We start from the raw sequence: 18,839 nt of genomic DNA on the forward strand, positions 1-18,839 counted from the left end.
TAAACAAGTTATTCAGAAGCATATTCTTCTTTTAACAAAACAATATCATTTTTAAGTTTCTCCATATCTTCTTTCTCCGTCCCATCATAATACCCCCGAATTCGTCTGTCTTTATCAACTAAAACAAATTGTTCTGTGTGTATAAAATCACTTTCATCACCATTCCCTTCATCTAAAACTGCAAAATAACTTTTTCGAGCCAACTCATAAATGTGCTTTTTAGAACCTGTAGTAACATTCCATTTTCCATCAATAACCCCTTTTCTATCCGCATATTCTTTTAAAACAGAAACGCTATCCATAACTGGCGTAACAGAATGCGATAAAAACATAATATCATCATCCTTTTTATAAAACTCTTGCAACTCTCCCATATTATAAGCCATGGCAATACAAATTGTTTGGCAACGAGTAAAAAAGAAATCTGCTATATAAATTTTATCTTTATAATTACTATTGGTTACCGTTTCCCCATTTTGATTGGTTAGTTTAAAATCGGCAATGGTATGGTTGTTTTGAATATGCACCATACTATCGTCTACCAATCTCGGGTTTACATCAATAGGATTGTATATTTTAAGGTGTTTATCTACTTTTAATAAATGATAATAAACTGTAAGTGAAATTGCAGAAAACACCGCAAAAAAGATAAGTAGAGGAATAGACTTTTTAAACTCCATAAGATAATTTTGTGACAACAAATTTACGACTTAATAAAACCTTAGAGAAAAAAACAAAAGGGAATAGTTTCCAAAATCTTTGTTAAATTAAAAAGGTACCTCAATTTGTTCTTTTGCAACTACCTTTAAAAACGTACATTTGCGACTATTTTAACTATGATTTAACGCTGAATGGAAATATTAATAAAAGCATCACAATTTATTTTAAGTTTATCTTTATTGATTGTATTGCACGAGTTAGGGCACTTTATCCCTGCAAAATTGTTTAAAACCAGAGTAGAAAAATTCTACTTATTCTTTGATTATAAATTCTCTATTTTTAAGAAAAAAATTGGTGATACTGTTTACGGTATTGGTTGGATTCCTCTAGGTGGATATGTAAAAATATCTGGAATGATAGATGAAAGTATGGATACTGAGCAAATGGCTTTACCACCGCAACCTTGGGAATTTCGTTCTAAACCGGCATGGCAACGTCTAATTATAATGTTGGGTGGAGTTTTTGTAAACTTTGTTTTAGGTATTTTTATCTACATTATGTTAATGTATGCTTATGGCGAAAACTTTTTACCAAACGAAAATGTAAAAGACGGTGTTTGGGTACAAGATTCTTTAGCGATGAACTTAGGTTTACAAACTGGAGATAAAGTTTTAACTATTGATGGAGAAAAAATTAAAAAATTTAACGAACTAACTTTAGGGTTTGTAAACGGTAATAATTTTCAAATTGAAAGAAAAGGACAAGTTATTGACAAAGTAATTCCAGAAGATTTTATCTCTCAATTAGTAGACAGAGGTAAAGATGCTGGTGTAATTTTACTACCTAGATATCCTTTTGCTATTACGAGTGTTTCTGAAGATTCACCAAATAAAAATGCTGATTTAAAAGCGAAAGATATTGTTGTTGCCATTAATGGAAATGCAATAAAGTATTTTGATGAAGCTCAGGTTGAATTAAATAAGTTTAAAAATCAGGATATTTCTGTTACTATAAAAAGAGAAAACGAAACAAAAGATATCGCTGTAAAAGTTACCAATGAAGGTAAATTAGGCGTTGGTTTTGGCTTATTACCTTCTAAAGACTTAGAAAGACTTGGCTACTACGATTTGGCAAATATCGAATACACTTTTGCAGAAGCAATTCCTGCAGGGTGGAACAAATCTGTAAAAACACTTACAGACTACATTAAACAATTAAAGAAGATCTTTAACCCAAGCACTGGAGCTTATAAAGGATTAGGTGGATTTATTTCTATAGGAAGCATTTTTCCATCGGAATGGAGCGCAGAATCTTTCTGGAACATAACCGCATTCTTATCTATTATGTTAGGATTTATGAACCTTTTACCAATACCTGCTTTAGACGGTGGTCACGTTGTTTTTACCCTTTGGGAAATGATAACTGGTAAAAAACCAGGAGATAAATTTTTAGAATATGCACAAGTAACAGGCTTTATTCTTTTAATAGCTTTATTACTTTTTGCAAACGGAAATGATATCTTTAGGTTGTTTAACTAAACAAAATAAAAGACATTAAAAAGCCTCACTTTTATAAAAGCGAGGCTTTTTTTATACCTTAAAAGAACGATTGATAAAAGAAAACCAAGTGTACTGTGTATTGCACCTATCGCAAGCATAAGCCTTAGTACCTGGTATTAATTTAACAAATGCACCCCTCCTCATTCTGTGGTTAGATGTAGATTTACATTTTGGGCAAGCTTTCATAATTAAATTGGTTTGGTTTACCTCTGAAATTTAGCAAGTTACAGTAAGATAATTCTATTCTAAATTAACTGATTTATATACTAAAATTAGGATACAAAAAGAAAGCTTAAATAAGAAGAAAGTTTTGGTAACCTAAATTGATATCCGATTCTTATAAACAGTGATTTTAAGCAAACAGAGACACAGAAATAAATTCTGTATAATAAGATTTTACACCTTTAGAATGGCTTTTTTTTTGCTACACCTTAAAAGTACGATTGATAAATGAAAACCAAGCATACTGTGTATTACAATTATCACAAGCATAACCTCTTGTTCCTGGGATAATCTTTACAATTCCTTTTCTCATCATTCTGTGTCTAGATTCAGATTTACATTTCGGACAAGATTTCATAAGCTAGGGGATATTTATTTTAAACCGCAATTTACTAAATACAAGCAATGTATTTACCCCGTATTAATACCTGTTTAAAAATCAACGTTTTAATTATTCTACCAAAAATTATATATCAAAAAAGCCATCATTTAAAAAATAAATGATGGCTTCCGTTAAAACTTGTATGTTTATAAACTAGTTACCTTTAGTATCAATAACCTCTGCAGGTAACCCAGTAGGGATATCTTTTCCTTTTAAATAACTTGGCAACTCCATACCTGCCATATTAAACATTTCCTGTAAAGGTGGTACCGCTTTATACATTCCAGAAATAAAGTTAGAGGTTGATGTTTTTCCATCTGCTCCTCCTCCGTTTTCCCAAACAGTAACTTTATCAATTTTTATATTTTTAATAGCTTCGGCTTGTATTTTCACTAATTCCGGCAACTTATCAGCAATTAATAATAAGGCTGCATTTTGAGAATCGTTTCCAGCAGCTTTCACTATTTGATCTAAACCTTGTGCTTGTTTTGTTAAAACCTCAAACAAACCTTGGGCTTCCGCTTGTGCTTTAAATAAAATTGCATCGGCTTCACCTCTTGCAATTCTTCTAATGTTTTCTGCTCTTGCTTCTGCGTCTATTTCTACTTTACGTTTGTCTATTTCTGCAGGTACAATAATATCTGCTAATTGAGAAGAACGCTCTCTTTCCGCTCTTGCAACCTCTGCTTCTTGCTCTGCAGCATAAGATTCTTTTAACGCGTTTGCTGTTTGTACTTTTTCTGATGCAATTGCAGTACGTTCTGCTTCGGCTTCTCTTTGTCTTCTTAAAGAGTCTGAATTTGCTACATTAATTTTTGCTGTATTTTCTCCAGCTACTGCTTGTGCATTTGCTGCTGCAACTTGTGTTCTTTCATCTTGTACCGCGTTTGCCTCACCAATAGAACCATCTCTATTTTTTTCTGCAACCGATTTACGTGCCGCGTTAATTGCATGTGCAGCTGCTTCTTTACCTAAAGCTTCTATATAACCAGATTCATCAACAATATCTGTAATATTTACGTTGATTAATTTTAAACCTACTTTCTTTAACTCTGTTTCTACAGATTGAGAAATATTAGTTAAAAATTTATCACGGTCGTTGTTAATTTCTTCAATATCCATCGATGCTACCACCAAACGTAGCTGACCAAAAATAATTTCTTGTGCTAAATCTTGAATGCTATCTTGGTCTAAACCTAACAATCTTTCTGCTGCATTTTGCATGATTCCTGGTTCTGTAGAAACCCCAATTGTAAATCTCGAAGGTACATTAACACGAATATTTTGCTTAGAAAGTGCATTTACCAAATTTACTTCTATAGAAATAGGTGTTAAATCTAAAAATTGATAATCTTGAATAACTGGAAATATAAATGCGGCTCCACCATGAATACATTTAGCAGATTCTCCTCCACCCACTTTTCCATAAACAACCAAAATACGGTCTGAAGGACATCTCTTATAACGTTTTACCATTGCTATTAGCAATATAAAAACGAAGAGAATTGCAATTCCGATTCCGATTAATCCAGCAAATTGACTGGCTTGTAATACCATAAAGTTTAACATAGCTTTTTTTTTAATTTTGAGGTTCTATTATTAATATTCCGTTATTTGTTACTTCTATTACTTTAATTATCTTTCCCTGTTTTAAATCTTCATTATAATCCGTTAATGCTTCTAATTCTCTTAAAGCTCCCTGAATTTTTATCTGAATTTTACCTGTTTTAGATCTATTTGCACCTACTGTTAAATAGACTTCACCAATAGAGTTTAAGGCATTTTTCATTTTTAAGGTTCCGCTAGAAGATAATTTACTGATGTAATAAAATAATGCTGCCATTACAAACATCATCAACAAACCAGAAAATATAGAAATAATAATGGTAGTTCCTGTTGCGTTTCCTGCATCCATACTTGCAATTCCACTCCATCCGAAAATAGTGAAAAAAGCAACTAAGTTTTTTAAGGTAAAAAACTGAAATCCGGCTCCAGTATCTGCATCAATTTCGGCATCTACATCACCAATATCATCTGTTTCTGCACCAATTATTGTGGTTATTAAAACCAACAAAAACATAAATGTAGAAATCCCGGTAATTACCCAATAGGTCTTTTCGAAAGTAGTTAATTCTTGAAACCATTCCATCATAGCAGTTTGTTTTAAAAGAGATTAAAGATAAATGTTTTTGACTGAATAAAGAGGTTTATTCCATCATTATAAAGCACGATACCATTTGATTCAGATCAACTTTTAAGAGCGCTCTTTTTAAGTTGATTTTAAACTTTAATTGTTAAAGTAATAAATGAGATAAGTAGTATTGAGCTGCTACTATTAGTACTCATAAACCTTGTTTTGTTACAGATTTATGAAAATATTTTAAAATAAAAATTTTAGAATTAATAAATACCTATTTCAAACATTAGAAACAGATTTATGAAGTTAACGTAACATATCCACCAAAGGTGGAAAATAGACCTACTAATAGAATAGACTTACATGGTTAAAAGAAACCTTGCAGGATAATCTGAATAATTATTAAATCTTACTTAAACATTAAAATGTACTTCAGAAAATTAAAAAAAAGCCTTGATAAAATTTATCAAGGCTTTTTACAAATATCTATTTTTTATTATTTAGTAACTATAACGCAAACCAAATAACACATTACTTGGTGGCATTGGTACAAAACCAGATTCTATATATTCTGCATCAAAAATATTATTTGCAGTAACTGTAAAACTAAATTTATTAAAATCTACAATTACAGAAGCATCCCAAACATTATAACTTGTACCAACAGTACGTTCTGCATGTTTGTAAATAATATTCTGACTTACATTTTTAAATAATCTTGATGAAAAACGTGTTGTAAAATGATGCTTTAAGGTATTTAGTGAGTATCGAGATAAATCTTTATTCTGTTCTAAAATATCATCCTCTAAAAAAGTATAACCAATAGAAAGGGTTTGTTTGTACTCTTTTATATTAAAACGATAATCAGCATTTACCTCAAAACCTTGCGTATTTACTTCTGCTATATTAGTTGCTGTATATTTAGGTTCCGTTGCATTTGGTCTAATAAAGTCTATTAAATTAGTAGCATCTCTATTAAATATTGCTACAGAAGAAGTAAATTTCCCTGTGTTATATTTTAATCCTATTTCTTGCGCAAATGCTTCTTCTGGTTCTAGGTTCTCATTTCCAATAGTTCCAGGATCATTATAATATAAATCTGTATAAGTAGGTATTCTATAGGTAACTCCTAAATTACCATAAGCTTTTAAGTTTTCTGAAAACTGATATCCAATATCGACTCCTGGAAACGCATGAAATTTAAAATCAGAAAAATAAGTAACTGCAACTCCCGGAGTAATATCTAATTTGTCATTAGCTAATTTAAAACGGTGTTCTAAAAATAAATTAGCCATCGTTCTATCTCTCTTTCCTAAATTATTACTACTTATAGAAACTCTAGAAACATCTATTCCAAAACCAGTAATTCCTAAATTAGAAGTATATGAAGCATTCGTTTCTACACCAACCTTATTGGTAATATGTAAATTTCTAAAAAAACTAGGATCATCTCTTTTTAATAAGAAAATATCTTGCCCTCTTCTCCAATAAACTCTTGGTGTAATCTTAAATTTTTCAGTTCTAAAAACTGTAGAAACTCCTATTACACTGTTCTGAGTTTCTTCATACTCATGCCAATCTGGATTTGTTGTATAAAAATTCTCTGCGCCATATTTTTTATCGAAAAAAGTGGCTAAAACCTCAATAGGTTGTTTCTTTTTATTAAAAATTCCCTTTAACACATAACTCTTATTTTCATAATCAGAATTTGTTCTATAACCATCAGATGTTAAGGAACCAACATGTGCCATAAAAGAAGTATTCTCATATTCTTCTCCAAAGGTTACAGAGCTATTAAATTGACCAAAAGAACCTGCTTCTATATTTATACTTGCTTTACTTGTTAACTTCTTTTTAGTAACAATGTTTATGGCTCCCGTAAATGCATTCTGACCGAAAACTCGAGCAGCAGGACCTTTTATAATTTCTATTCTTTCAATAAATTCAATAGGTAAAGCGGCATTTAAGGTATGATGTCCAGTTTGAGAATCATCCATTTTAATTCCATCAACCAATAATAAGGTTTGATCGAAACCTCCTCCTCTAATATACAAGTCTGCCTGACTACCAGCAGTTCCTCTTTTTCTAATATCTACACCCGCAACTTGTTGTAATAAATCTGCAACAGTTGTAGCGGCACTGTTTTTTATTACTTCAGATGAAATAACATTTATGGTTCTCGAATTTTCTTTAAAAGGCAAATCTATTCTCGTAGAAGTAATAACAACCTCTTTTAAAGTATCTCTTTTTATAGGATCAGATTGTCCTTGTACTTGAAAGGCTGCAAAAAATGATGCAATTATTAAGGTAATTTTAATTTTCATAATTAGTGATTTTAATCTGATGCAAAACTCGTAACTTTCCGGACGATTAAAATAGTCCAGTTTTAAAATGAAAGATAGTCCGGTTAATACTTTATTTGAACAATTAATCAATTTTGATAAATCCATACCTCAACCTGTGTACGTACAAGTTGCTCAGCAAATTATAAATGCAATACAACGTGGATATATCTCAAAAGGCACTCTTTTACCCGGAACCCGTGTTTTAAGTCAGACTTTAAAAATCCACAGAAATACCGCAGTTGCAATTTACGAAGAATTGGCTTCACAAGATTGGGTAGAAATCATCCCTAATAAGGGTACATTTGTTATCGAACCATCATTAAAAACAGTAAAAATAAAAGCGTCTTCTCAAAAAATAAATGAAGCATATAAAACAGCTAAAACAACTGGATTTCCGTTTCAAAAATCATTTCACTTAGCATCTACAGTTCAATTATCAAAAGTACAATACACTATAAATGACGGAAAACCAGATTTACGTTTGCATCCTGTTCATGAATTTTCTAGGTGGTACAGCGCTGCGATGAAACGTAAAACAATAATAAAAAAATGGAATAGCCCTAATCAATCTCTCCATTCTTTATTTGAAACCCAACTTTGCAATTACTTAAACGCAACAAGAGGTTTTCACATAAACCCAAACAATTTAATAAGTACGCGCAGTACAGAAATGAGTTTGTACATTGTTTCTCAACTATTGATAAAACAAAACGATGTAGTTTTAGTAGGAAATTTGAGCAACTATGCTGCTAATATGATTTTTCAGCAAGCAGGTGCAACCATAAAAACAATTCCAGTAGATGCAGATGGACTGGATGTAGATTATATTAGAAAACATTTTATAAAAAAAAGTATTCGATGTATTTATATCTGCACGCATAGAGATTACCCAACAACAGTAACTTTAAGTGCAGAACGTCGTTTGGCTTTGTTACAATTGGCAAAAGAATTTGGTTTTGCAATTATTGAAGATGATTACGACTACGATTTTCAGTTTACAGGTTCTGCTATGTTACCAATGGCAAGCGCCGACGGAGACGGAATGGTTATTTATCTCGGGAAATTAGGGCAATCTTTATTTCCAAGTTTTCAAACAGGATTTGTAATCGCACCAGAAAACTTAATTTCTGAAGCTAAAAATTACCTACAATTGCTCGACGAACAAGGCGATTTAATACAGCAACAAATGTTATCTGAATTGATTTATGAAGGTGAAATTTCTCGTTTGATGAAAAAAAACATCGTCATATATAAACAAAGACGCGATTGTTTATCCCAACTTTTAACGCAACATTTTTTTGAAATCGCAAAATGGAAAATACCTTCTGGTGGATTGGCTATTTGGATTCAGTTTCAAAACCAAATATCATTAGTAAAACTAGCTGAAGAAGCCGAAAAAAACGATTTATTTTTACCAAAAACCATTCTGTATCAAGATAAAAATACCTGTGCCATTCGTTTTGGTTTTGGCCATTTAGCTTTAGAAGAAATAGAGATTGTAATAAAAAAAATGAAAAGTGCTTATAAGAACTTGATTTTAAAATAAAATTTTGTCAATCTGAATTTATTTCAGATTCTCTTAATTATAATAATCATCCTAATAAGATGCTTAAACTAGTTCAGCATGACAAAGTGTAATTTTATTTTTTAACAGATTAAGATATTAACAACGCTATTTTGCCTACTATTTTTAGGTACTTTTATGGCATGTTTGCACTAGTAGATTGTAATAATTTTTACGCTTCTTGCGAGCGGGTTTTTAACCCGAACTTGCAAGGAAAACCCGTTGCTATTTTAAGCAATAACGATGGTTGTGTCATTTCTATGAGCGATGAAGCTAAGAAATTACAACTGCCTTTTGGTGCGCCTATTTTTAAATGGGATGCCTTTTGTAAAACAAATAATATTACTGTTTTGTCTTCTAATTATCCATTATATGGAGATATGAGTGCTAGAGTAATGAATATTTTGGCAGATTTTTCTCCGGATGTTGAAGTCTATTCTATTGATGAATCTTTTTTACAATTAAAAGGATTTGAAAATTATGACCTACAAGAATACGCTACAAAAATGAGAAGTCGTATTTTAAAATGGACAGGTATACCAACTTGCGTTGGAATTGCGCCAACCAAAGCATTGACTAAAGTTGCCAATAAAATTGCGCGTTCTAACATCAAACAATCGAAAGGAGTTTGTATTATAGATTCTGATGAAAAAAGAATCAAAGCCTTAAAATGGACAAAAATTGGCAATGTTTGGGGAATCGGAAGTCGTTTAAAAAAAAGATTGGAAGCAAAAGGTTGCATTACGGCATACGATTTTACACAACTTTCTAGCGATTGGGTTTTAAAAGAATTTTCTATTGTAGCATGGCGTTTGCAAAAAGACCTACAAGGCATTTCTAAAATTCCGTTAGAAGAAGTTTCATCAAAAAAAATGATTGCTACCACACGTAGTTTTGAATACACGTATTCTGATATTGACAATATAAAAGAGCGCATCTCTACCTTTGCAGCTAGTTGTGCAGAGAAATTAAGGAATCAGAAATCTAGTTGCCACATGCTTATTGTGCAACTTTCTAGCGATCGGCATAAAAAAGAATTTGAACAACATAGAGAAAGTACTACAGTTGTTTTCTCCTTTCCTACAGATTCGACGTTAACCATTGCCAACGCAGCAGTAGAAGCTGTAAAAACTATATTTAAAACTGGTGTTAAATACAAAAGAGCAGGTGTAATTGTTACGGGTTTAGTACCTAATGATAATTTTCAATTGGATTTATTTTCAAGCGAAAATCCAAAACACAAACCGTTAATGTCTGCAATAGACAAATTAAATCGTAAATTTAAGGCAGACAAAATTAAATTAGGAAATCAAGATTTAAACCGCACTTGGAAAATGCGTCAAGAACGATTATCCGCTAGATTTACCACAAATATTAACGATATTTTGATTGTTAAATAAACACTATGAATTAAAACTCCATAATTTTTAATAAAAGGATAAAATTCTTTTTAAATTCAGTTTGTCATTCCGAACGAGGAACGAGGAGAAATCTCATAATTATAAGGTTTTAACCTTTAATTTGATAATAAATAATATTTTCATGAATGATAATTACAAAATTTTAGCCGTTTTTGAATATTCTACAGAAGCGCATATAACAAAGTCTAAATTAGATTCCGAAGGTTTCAAAACCTTATTAATGGATGAGAAAACCATAGATACCGATCCTTTAGTGAGTAATGCAATTGGGGGTGTAAAATTGTTGGTTCATAAAGATGATTTTGAAAAAGCTGCAACTATTTACAATGAGATTAGAGTTTATCAAAAGGATGAAAATGGAAATGATCTTTTTTGTCCGAATTGTAATGCTACACAAATACTAATTGCTCCCCTTGCGAGGAGAAATATATTCTATATGTTATTCCCATTTTTCGAAAAAACAAGACGTATTTGCAATAATTGTAAGACCGTATTTTAATTGCAAAATAATACCCCTAACATTTAAAGAAAAGTTATAATTTGCAAACATTATGAACGGAACTAAAAACCTTACTTTTTTTACACCTAAAGCTTCTTCTGGAAACGGAGCTGTTTTGGTAGATGTTGGTATTTCTGCCGGTTTTCCTTCTCCTGCAGATGATTTTAGAGAAACTAGAATTTCTTTAGATGATGAATTAATCCACAACAAAGACGCTACTTTTTTTGCAAAAGTAAAAGGACAGTCTATGATTGATGCAGGTTTAGATGATAACGATTTGCTAGTTATTGATAGAAGTTTAGAACCTGCCAATAATAAAATTGCTGTTTGTTTTTTAGATGGCGATTTTACTGTAAAGCGTTTACGTGTAGAAAAAAACGAAGTTTGGTTGCAACCGGAAAACCCTAATTATCCTATTATAAAAATCACAGAAGAGAATGATTTTATGATTTGGGGAATTGTAACAAGTGTTATCAAAAAAGTATAAAATTACCTTTTTTAAATATTTTATTATTGTTTTTCGATAATTTTTATATATTTGCAATGTCAAATATGTGAAGTCATGAAAAAAAATAAACTATTAAATATTGCAGTTATTGTTTGTAAAAGTATTCGAATCTTTATTATAATAGCATTTATAGGATTAACAACAATCTTCATACACCTTCAAATTTCTCCAGAATCATATAAAAAAGGTAATATTGAATTCAAAGTCTCAGGTTTACAGATAAGTAAATCTAATAGATGGAAAATCAGTAATTCAGGAGATGATAAAGAAGTATATGCTTTAAATAAAATAACAAAAACATCCTTATTTATTAATTATCTTAAATTTAGTGCTGTCTTATTTTTTATGTTTTTATTGATTACAGAATTTCAAAAAATAATGCAATCTGTTAAAAACCTGAATACCTTTCAAAAAAACAACGTTCGCTCCTTTAGAAAAATAGGGAAATATCTTTTTATTATTTTCTTACTCTCAAGTTATTTTAAGCTTCGTTTTCAGCAAGGAGGAATGACTAATTTCTCTCTAAATTTTACACCTTTAATATTTATGCTTATTGCATTTATATTGGCGGAAATTTTTAAAGAAGGAAATTTATTACAGCGGGAAAACGATTTAACAATATAAGCGATGCGTAAAATTAATATTTTAAAAGCCATTGTAGATTTACTTTGGATATTTTCTATGCCAATAGTTTTGGTAATTATCGGCTTTTCTATTGCTGTTTTCTTTGTAGATCTAGGTGATTTAAACATAAAAATAAACTCAATAGGTCTTAATACCGATACACTATTCTCAAAAACACTTCTTGTTGTTTCTGCACTAAATTATTTATTAATTGTTGCTGCTTTGTATTTCTTCAAGAAAGTACTAAACCACTTTGTAAGAGTAAAAATATTTGAAGAAACCGTTATTTCATCCTTCAAAAAATCAGGAAATCTATTATTTATTTCAGGAATTATTTCACTCACAATTTCTATGATTAGTAAAGTGTATTTTCAACAAAAAGTAACCTTAGAATTCGGGTTAAATCAGCATTTAGTAATTATATGCTTGGGCTTGTTTTTTTTAGTTTTAAGTGAAATATTTAAAGTTGCAAAGAATCAAAAACAAGAAAACGATTTAACAATATAATATGGCAATCATCGTAAACTTAGACGTAATGCTTGCCAAACGTAAAATGCGAAGCAAGGAATTGGCAGAAACTATTGGTATTACAACAGCCAATTTATCTGTTTTAAAATCAGGAAAAGCAAAAGCAATCCGTTTTTCTACTTTAGAGGCAATTTGCAAAGCATTAGATTGCCAACCTGCAGATATTTTAGAGTATCAAAAAGATTAAAAACAGTACTTTTAATACGTCTTAAAAACACATCAAATCAGTTAACGAATCGTAATGACAAAACATTTAAAAATTTTAAGCATACTTTTCTTTTATTTATCTATAACAGCCGTAAATGCTCAATTTTCTCCTAGTCTAAAAAACTATACGCTAGCAGAATACAAAGCTGGTAACCAAAATTGGGATATTACAAGATCTAAAAACGGCAAAGTATATGTTGCTAATAATAGTGGCTTATTAGAATATAATGCGTTAGTTTGGAAATTATATCAATTACCTAATAAAACAACCGTTCGATCAGTTTTAGCTGTAAATGATATCATTTACACGGGCTCGTTCGAAGAATTTGGTTTTTGGGAAAGAGATCATTTCGGAATCCTTAAATACCAATCATTAAGTGATACTATTCTTAACAAAATTTCTCCTAATGAAGAAATATGGAGTATTGTAAAGTATAAAGACAAAATAATTTTTCGTTCTTTCTTAAATATCTATATATATGACTATAAGAGTATTACACAATTAAAATCCGATTCAATACTTATTTCGCTTAGTGTTATTGACGATGATTTATATGTAAGTACTTTAAATGGAGGTGTTTTTTTACTTAAAGACAAAAAACTAACACCTTTCTATTCTAATGACCTGCTTTTAGATACTAAGATTATATCTATCAACAAATATGAAGATAAACTTCTGTTGATGACCTCTCTAAAAGGAAGTTTTTTTCTAAAGAAAGGAAAACTTGTTCCTACCGGTTTTGAGATAAATGCAGCCATTAAACTACATCAACTTAATGATTTTTCTATTTTAAGAAACGGAGAAATGGTTTTTGGAACTATAAAAGACGGCGTTTTCTTAACAGATCATTTAGGAAACTTAAAATTTCATATCAGTAAAGAGAATGGTTTATTAAACAATACTGTTTTAGGTCAAGCGCTTGATGATTCAGACAACCTTTGGTTGGGGTTAGACAATGGAATTGCTCATATAGAACTAAGTAGTAGTAACTATTTCTTTAATGATGTTTCTGGGAAACTGGGTGCTGTTTATGATATTATTGAATATAAAGATGTTATTTATATCGGTACCAATACTGGTCTTTTTAAGCTTGATGCTAATGATCAATTAGTGTTTATAGAAGGTTCGCAAGGTCAGGTTTGGGATTTAACAATTATAGGTGATGAACTTTTTTGTGGTCATAATGAAGGAACTTTTTTAGTAGATACAAATACTTTTAAAAAGATCTCTAATTTTACTGGGGGATGGACGATAAAGAAAGTTCCAGAAAGAAAAGACACCTATATTCAAGGTACCTATTCTGGATTGGTAAAATTTGAAAAGAAAAATGGAGAGTGGACTGTAAAACAATTTGACAAAGCCCTAATACCTTCTCGCTTTTTAGTATTTGAAAATGATTACACAGCTTGGGTTGCACATGAAACCAAAGGCGTTTATAAGATTCAGTTTGATGAAGATTATGAAACCATACGTAGTGTAGAAAATTATGAAAAAAAAGGTATTAGCTCTAATTACAATATAAGGGTTTATAATATTAAGAACAATATTAGTTTTAAAACAAGTGAAGGTTGGCAGAAGTATGAACCTATTTTAGATTCTATTATTCCTTATAAACTACTTAATAATAAGTTAGGAAAGCATAGTTATATTATATCTGAAGATAACACGAATCTTTTTGCTCTAAAAAACAATCATGGCTTTATTAATTTTAAATCCTTCTCTAATAATGACGAACTACTCATTTTAAGTGATGATCAATTAAAAAACAGGTATATTATAGGTTACGAAAATGTATCTAAAATAAATGATTCTGCTTATGCTTTAAATTTAGACAATGGTTTTATGATGATTAATAACACCACAGCCTCTAATTATAGTTTACAAAAGCCAAAAATAGAAGTTATATCTGTAGATGGAATTCCTATTAACCTATCTAAGATTAAGAACAATGAAGTCCGTTTTAATTTTAATGAAAATATTACGGTAGCGCTGTCGTCATCAAAATCTGTAAATCATTATTTTGAATACAAAATATCTAACACAGGTAATTTTTGGTACAAAGCAGAAAACGATAAAATAGAGTTCTCTAACCTTAAAGACGGAGAATATACAATTTCCTTTAGAGCAAAAGGGAATTCTGGAAATGTATCAACTGTTCAAAGTTTACATATAGATGTATTACCACCCTGGTATAGAGATACTTTTGGATTCTTGCTATACGCAATTATTGCACTTTTAATTATTGCACTGTTATATGTTTTGCAAAATAAAAAAATAGCAAAAGAACAGCGTCTTATAAAAATCAAATATCAGAAAGAGCAAGAAAAATTACTACGCGAAAAGACGTTAGAAAACGAAAAACAAATTGTGGAGTTTAAAAATGAATCTTTGCAAAAAGAAATTAAGCTTAAAAGTAAACAGTTAGCTAATAATGCGATGGCTTTAGTGAAGAAAAATGAAATCCTTGAGGAAATTAAAAAAGATCTGATGGGGCATAAAGAAGGATTTAATAGTCAGTACAACTTTAAAAAATTGTTAAAAAAATTAGATAATTCTATTGTACTTAAAGATGAATGGGCCGTTTTTGAAAATAATTTCAGTCAAGTTCATGATGAGTTTTTCGAAACCTTAAAAACCAAACATCCAAAGCTTACTCCAAAGGATTTAAAGATATGTGCTTACATCAAAATGAATCTTTCTTCAAAAGAAATTGCACCTTTAATGAATATCTCTCATAGGGGTGTAGAAACGCATAGATATAGGTTAAAAAAGAAGTTAAATTTAGAAAATGACATTTCTATCACTGATTATTTGTTAAATATCAAATAATGAACTTGTTTTTTTACCTAATACACAATTAATAACTACGTCATATATACGTCATTTATTAAAATCACCTTCAACTACAACGTTTTATTTAGGGCAACAAAGTACGTCAACCCCGATTTGTTAATGATTTTTAACATTTGGTTCATTTGGTGACGTATTTAAAATGTAAAGCTCTTTTTAATTTATTTAATAATAGTTTATAATTTAGTCTACCGAATAAACTGAATATTTAATAATTAATAACACTAATATGAAAACAAAGATTAGTCTATTATTAATACTATTTTTTTCATTAGGTGCTTTTGCACAAGAAATGGAAATAAATGGTATTGTAACAAGTAAAAATGGAGGTACTCCTTTACCAGGAGTAAGCGTTGCTGTAGCAGGAACAAGCAACGGAGTCTCAACCGATTTTGATGGAAAGTACACTCTTACCGTTAATAAAGGAGAACAATTAACATTTAGCTACATTGGCTTTAAAAAAATTACGGTAACTGTAAATAATGAGAATGTTATTGATATTTCATTGGAAGATGACGTAGAATCTCTAGATGAGATTGTAGTTATTGGTTATGGTACCCAAAAAAGATCAGATCTTACAGGTGCTGTTTCTAGTATTAAATCAGACGACCTATTAAAACAACCAGCGGCAAACGCAACACAATCTATACAAGGAAAATTGTCTGGTGTAAATATTATTAACACCAATGCACCTGGTAGTGACCCTGTAGTAATGATAAGAGGACTAGGTACTGCTGCATCTGGCACAACACCTCTTTATATTGTAGATGGTATACAAGTTAGCGGTATCAGTAACATAAACCCTTCTGATATTGAAACAATGGATGTTATGAAAGATGCTGCCTCAGCTGCTATTTATGGTATGGATGCTGCAAACGGTGTTATATTTATTACAACCAAAAAAGGGAAGAATGGAAAAGCCAAAGTTTCATTAAGTTCTTACTACGGAGCAACAAGTACGCTTAACCCAGTAAAAATGGCAGATGCTTCAGAGTACATTACTTACTTTAATGAGGTTCGTACATCTTTAGGATCTACAGATTTATTATCATCAAACCAAGCATATAATACAGATTGGTATGATGAGTTAACAGACGTTAGATTATCTAATAGTAATAATGTTTCTATTTCAGGAGCTAATGAACATACAAATTATTTCTTTAGCTTAAATAATTACAATGAGGATGGACTTTTAAAAGATCAAAACTTAACCAGAAATACGTTAAGATCTAACAATACCTTTAATCTTTTTGAAAACACGGTAAAATTAACACAAAGCTTTAGTGCTGCAATTTCAAAAGGAACTCCAAAACCTTTTAATGCCTTTAATGAAGCATACAGACAGTCTCCACTAGTACCAGCGTACTATGATAATGGCGCTTTTGGTCAATCTAACTGGAATACGAATACAGGAGTTGTTGGTTACCAAGGTAACAGCCGTTTAAACTCTATAGGTAACCCTTTGGCAACCGTATATTATAACAATCAAAAAGACGAAACTACAGATTTACAAGGGTCTTTTGATTTAGAGGTTAAGATAACAGGTTCTTTAAAAGCCAACTCTCGTTTTGGAGGTACTAAATCGTACTACAAATCAAGATCTTTTAATGATATCAAGTCTCAATACTTAACAACAAATACAGGGCAAAATGAGGCTGATTTTAATGCATTAAAAGAAGCAAACCCAACAACTACAGCATATGCAGATAATAACTTATCTTTTAGCAGATCTGAAAGCTATAGATACAACTGGGATAATTATTTAACTTTCGACAAAATAATAGGCAATCACAGCATTAATGTTGTAGCAGGTCTTACAAAAGGAAGTAAAAATAATACGTTTAACACCTATCAACTTGCTTATGATGTACCACAAAAAGAACAATACTGGAACATCAACTTTGCTTCTGAAGATTATGAACAAACTTCACAACAAAGTTCCTCTACGCCTACAAATCAATTATCGTATTATGGAAGGTTGCAATATAATTTCAATGAAAAATACTTTCTTCAAGCAAATATTCGTAGAGATGGTATAAGCACATTCAATAATGATAACAATACAGAATATTTTGGAAACTTCCCTTCTTTTAGTGCAGGTTGGGTATTAACTAAAGAATCATTTTTAAGTGATATAGAAAATTTAAATTTCTTAAAAATGAGAGTAGGTTGGGGTAAATTAGGAAATTCAGATGTTCCTTTTAATGTGTCAACTTATTCAACCGCTACCGGAAGTAGTAATGTAAATTACGTATTTGGAGCAAATCAAGATTTAGTGTACGGTGCAGCTTTAGGTGCTTCTATCTACCCTATTTCTTGGGAAATCACTAAAGAAACAAACGTTGGTTTAGATTTTCAGGCGTATAGCTCAAGGTTATCTGGTAGTTTTAACTACTACAACAGAAACACGGAAAATGCTATTTTAAACGTAACTCCTGTTTACACTTCTGGTGAAGGAACCAATTATTATGATCATGGTGCAGAAGTACTAAACAAAGGTTTTGAAATAGAATTTAATTGGAGAGATAATATCACCGAAGACTTATCATACAACCTAGGTTTTGTCTTTTCTGATAATAAAAATAACGTTGAGAATGTAAAATCAGCATATGGTGGCCAAACCGGAGGTAGTTTATCGAACGGTCAAATCACAAAAAAATTACAAGAAGGGCAACCTATTTATGCTTGGTGGATGTACGAAGCAGATGGTGTTTGGCAAAACCAAGATGAAATAAATAACAATGCACATTACGGTACTCCATCTCCAGGACATTTACGTTATAAAGATCAAAATAACGATGGTGTTATTGATGATAATGATAAAAAATTCTTCGGTTCTTACATCCCTACTTATAACTTCGGATTTAATGTAGGTTTAAATTATAAAAGTTTTGACTTGGCCGTTGATGCTTTTGGAGCTGGAGGAAATAAAATTTATAACGGTTTAAAAGGAACTAGCATAGACGGAGGTGAAAACATAGCGTATGATACTTTTGCAAATAGATGGACAGGCGAAGGATCTACCAATGTAAACCCAGGAGCGGATAAAGACTCTTATGCATCAAGTTATTATTTAGAAGATGGAGATTATTTAAGAATCAACAATATTACCATTGGTTATACTTTACCAGTGCTAATGAATCAAGTTTCTAGAATTAGAGTTTATGCAACTGCTAAAAACCCATTTATGTTTACTAAGTATTCTGGTTTTACTCCAGAAATAGTTGGTTCATCTGGTTCAGCAGGAGCAAGTGGAGCAGCAGGAATAGAACTTTCTGCATACCCAAACACTAAAACCTTCTTATTTGGTGTAAACATCGATTTATAAAATT

Annotated in this window: 15 protein-coding genes; 10 read left to right on the forward strand and 5 right to left on the reverse strand. The window is 30.8% G+C overall.

Annotated features, from left to right (window positions below):
* Positions 1-8: 8 nt before the first annotated feature.
* Positions 9-680 carry an SCO family protein gene (locus H0I28_RS12530; protein WP_218731812.1) on the reverse strand — a complete coding sequence of 224 codons (672 nt, stop codon included), beginning with the start codon at positions 678-680 and terminating at the stop codon, positions 9-11.
* A gap of 171 nt (positions 681-851) precedes the next feature.
* Here H0I28_RS12530 and rseP point away from each other — a divergent pair, with 171 nt between their 5' ends.
* On the forward strand, positions 852-2,198 hold the full coding sequence (gene rseP / locus H0I28_RS12535; RefSeq protein WP_218731813.1) for an RIP metalloprotease RseP: 1,347 nt from the start codon (positions 852-854) through the stop codon (positions 2,196-2,198).
* Between the two features lie 445 nt (positions 2,199-2,643).
* Here the strand turns inward: rseP and H0I28_RS12540 are convergent, their stop codons facing one another.
* The 4 genes from H0I28_RS12540 to H0I28_RS12555 form a co-directional block, all read right to left on the reverse strand.
* On the reverse strand, positions 2,644-2,799 hold the full coding sequence (locus tag H0I28_RS12540; RefSeq protein WP_157603506.1) for a hypothetical protein: 156 nt from the start codon (positions 2,797-2,799) through the stop codon (positions 2,644-2,646).
* Positions 2,800-2,976: 177 nt separating this feature from the next.
* Positions 2,977-4,392 (reverse strand): flotillin family protein, encoded by a 1,416-nt coding sequence (locus tag H0I28_RS12545; protein WP_254712772.1) that lies wholly within the window; start codon positions 4,390-4,392, stop codon positions 2,977-2,979.
* Between the two features lie 10 nt (positions 4,393-4,402).
* Positions 4,403-4,972, reverse strand: a complete 570-nt coding sequence (locus H0I28_RS12550) for a hypothetical protein (protein ID WP_368384398.1) — start codon at positions 4,970-4,972, stop codon at positions 4,403-4,405.
* 488 nt (positions 4,973-5,460) lie between these two features.
* On the reverse strand, positions 5,461-7,284 hold the full coding sequence (locus H0I28_RS12555; RefSeq protein ID WP_218759315.1) for a TonB-dependent receptor: 1,824 nt from the start codon (positions 7,282-7,284) through the stop codon (positions 5,461-5,463).
* A 67-nt stretch (positions 7,285-7,351) separates the two neighbouring features.
* On the opposite strand from H0I28_RS12555, the gene H0I28_RS12560 reads away from it, so the two are divergent.
* The 9 genes from H0I28_RS12560 to H0I28_RS12600 all read left to right on the forward strand — a co-directional run bounded on the left by H0I28_RS12560 (position 7,352) and on the right by H0I28_RS12600 (position 18,835).
* Positions 7,352-8,851 carry a PLP-dependent aminotransferase family protein gene (locus H0I28_RS12560; RefSeq protein ID WP_218759316.1) on the forward strand — a complete coding sequence of 500 codons (1,500 nt, stop codon included), beginning with the start codon at positions 7,352-7,354 and terminating at the stop codon, positions 8,849-8,851.
* A 161-nt stretch (positions 8,852-9,012) separates the two neighbouring features.
* Entirely contained in the window at positions 9,013-10,269 is a 1,257-nt protein-coding gene (locus H0I28_RS12565; RefSeq protein ID WP_218759317.1) for a Y-family DNA polymerase, read from the forward strand.
* 142 nt (positions 10,270-10,411) lie between these two features.
* Positions 10,412-10,789, forward strand: a complete 378-nt coding sequence (locus H0I28_RS12570) for a DUF2007 domain-containing protein (protein ID WP_218759318.1) — start codon at positions 10,412-10,414, stop codon at positions 10,787-10,789.
* Positions 10,790-10,841: 52 nt separating this feature from the next.
* Positions 10,842-11,276: a LexA family transcriptional regulator gene (locus H0I28_RS12575; protein WP_068447326.1), complete on the forward strand. Its 435-nt coding sequence runs from the start codon at positions 10,842-10,844 to the stop codon at positions 11,274-11,276.
* Positions 11,277-11,351: 75 nt separating this feature from the next.
* Positions 11,352-11,921: a DUF2975 domain-containing protein gene (locus H0I28_RS12580; protein WP_218759319.1), complete on the forward strand. Its 570-nt coding sequence runs from the start codon at positions 11,352-11,354 to the stop codon at positions 11,919-11,921.
* A 3-nt stretch (positions 11,922-11,924) separates the two neighbouring features.
* Positions 11,925-12,428, forward strand: coding sequence for a DUF2975 domain-containing protein (locus H0I28_RS12585; protein ID WP_218759320.1), 504 nt, complete (start codon positions 11,925-11,927; stop codon positions 12,426-12,428).
* A gap of 1 nt (position 12,429) precedes the next feature.
* Entirely contained in the window at positions 12,430-12,636 is a 207-nt protein-coding gene (locus H0I28_RS12590; RefSeq protein WP_218731822.1) for a helix-turn-helix transcriptional regulator, read from the forward strand.
* A 54-nt stretch (positions 12,637-12,690) separates the two neighbouring features.
* Entirely contained in the window at positions 12,691-15,486 is a 2,796-nt protein-coding gene (locus tag H0I28_RS12595; protein ID WP_218759321.1) for a LuxR C-terminal-related transcriptional regulator, read from the forward strand.
* Between the two features lie 250 nt (positions 15,487-15,736).
* Entirely contained in the window at positions 15,737-18,835 is a 3,099-nt protein-coding gene (locus H0I28_RS12600) for a TonB-dependent receptor (RefSeq protein WP_218759322.1), read from the forward strand.
* Positions 18,836-18,839 lie beyond the last annotated feature (4 nt).

Origin of the sequence: Polaribacter sp. AHE13PA (assembly GCF_019278505.1) — a bacterium.
Classification (GTDB): domain Bacteria; phylum Bacteroidota; class Bacteroidia; order Flavobacteriales; family Flavobacteriaceae; genus Polaribacter.

Coding starts and splice junctions, on each gene's coding strand:
- H0I28_RS12530 (WP_218731812.1), bottom strand. CDS start 680: ATGGAGTTTAAAAAGTCTATTCCTCTACTTATCTTTTTTGCGGTGTTT.
- rseP (WP_218731813.1), top strand. CDS start 852: ATGGAAATATTAATAAAAGCATCACAATTTATTTTAAGTTTATCTTTA.
- H0I28_RS12540 (WP_157603506.1), bottom strand. CDS start 2,799: ATGAAATCTTGTCCGAAATGTAAATCTGAATCTAGACACAGAATGATG.
- H0I28_RS12545 (WP_254712772.1), bottom strand. CDS start 4,392: ATGTTAAACTTTATGGTATTACAAGCCAGTCAATTTGCTGGATTAATC.
- H0I28_RS12550 (WP_368384398.1), bottom strand. CDS start 4,972: ATGGAATGGTTTCAAGAATTAACTACTTTCGAAAAGACCTATTGGGTA.
- H0I28_RS12555 (WP_218759315.1), bottom strand. CDS start 7,284: ATGAAAATTAAAATTACCTTAATAATTGCATCATTTTTTGCAGCCTTT.
- H0I28_RS12560 (WP_218759316.1), top strand. CDS start 7,352: ATGAAAGATAGTCCGGTTAATACTTTATTTGAACAATTAATCAATTTT.
- H0I28_RS12565 (WP_218759317.1), top strand. CDS start 9,013: ATGTTTGCACTAGTAGATTGTAATAATTTTTACGCTTCTTGCGAGCGG.
- H0I28_RS12570 (WP_218759318.1), top strand. CDS start 10,412: ATGAATGATAATTACAAAATTTTAGCCGTTTTTGAATATTCTACAGAA.
- H0I28_RS12575 (WP_068447326.1), top strand. CDS start 10,842: ATGAACGGAACTAAAAACCTTACTTTTTTTACACCTAAAGCTTCTTCT.
- H0I28_RS12580 (WP_218759319.1), top strand. CDS start 11,352: ATGAAAAAAAATAAACTATTAAATATTGCAGTTATTGTTTGTAAAAGT.
- H0I28_RS12585 (WP_218759320.1), top strand. CDS start 11,925: ATGCGTAAAATTAATATTTTAAAAGCCATTGTAGATTTACTTTGGATA.
- H0I28_RS12590 (WP_218731822.1), top strand. CDS start 12,430: ATGGCAATCATCGTAAACTTAGACGTAATGCTTGCCAAACGTAAAATG.
- H0I28_RS12595 (WP_218759321.1), top strand. CDS start 12,691: ATGACAAAACATTTAAAAATTTTAAGCATACTTTTCTTTTATTTATCT.
- H0I28_RS12600 (WP_218759322.1), top strand. CDS start 15,737: ATGAAAACAAAGATTAGTCTATTATTAATACTATTTTTTTCATTAGGT.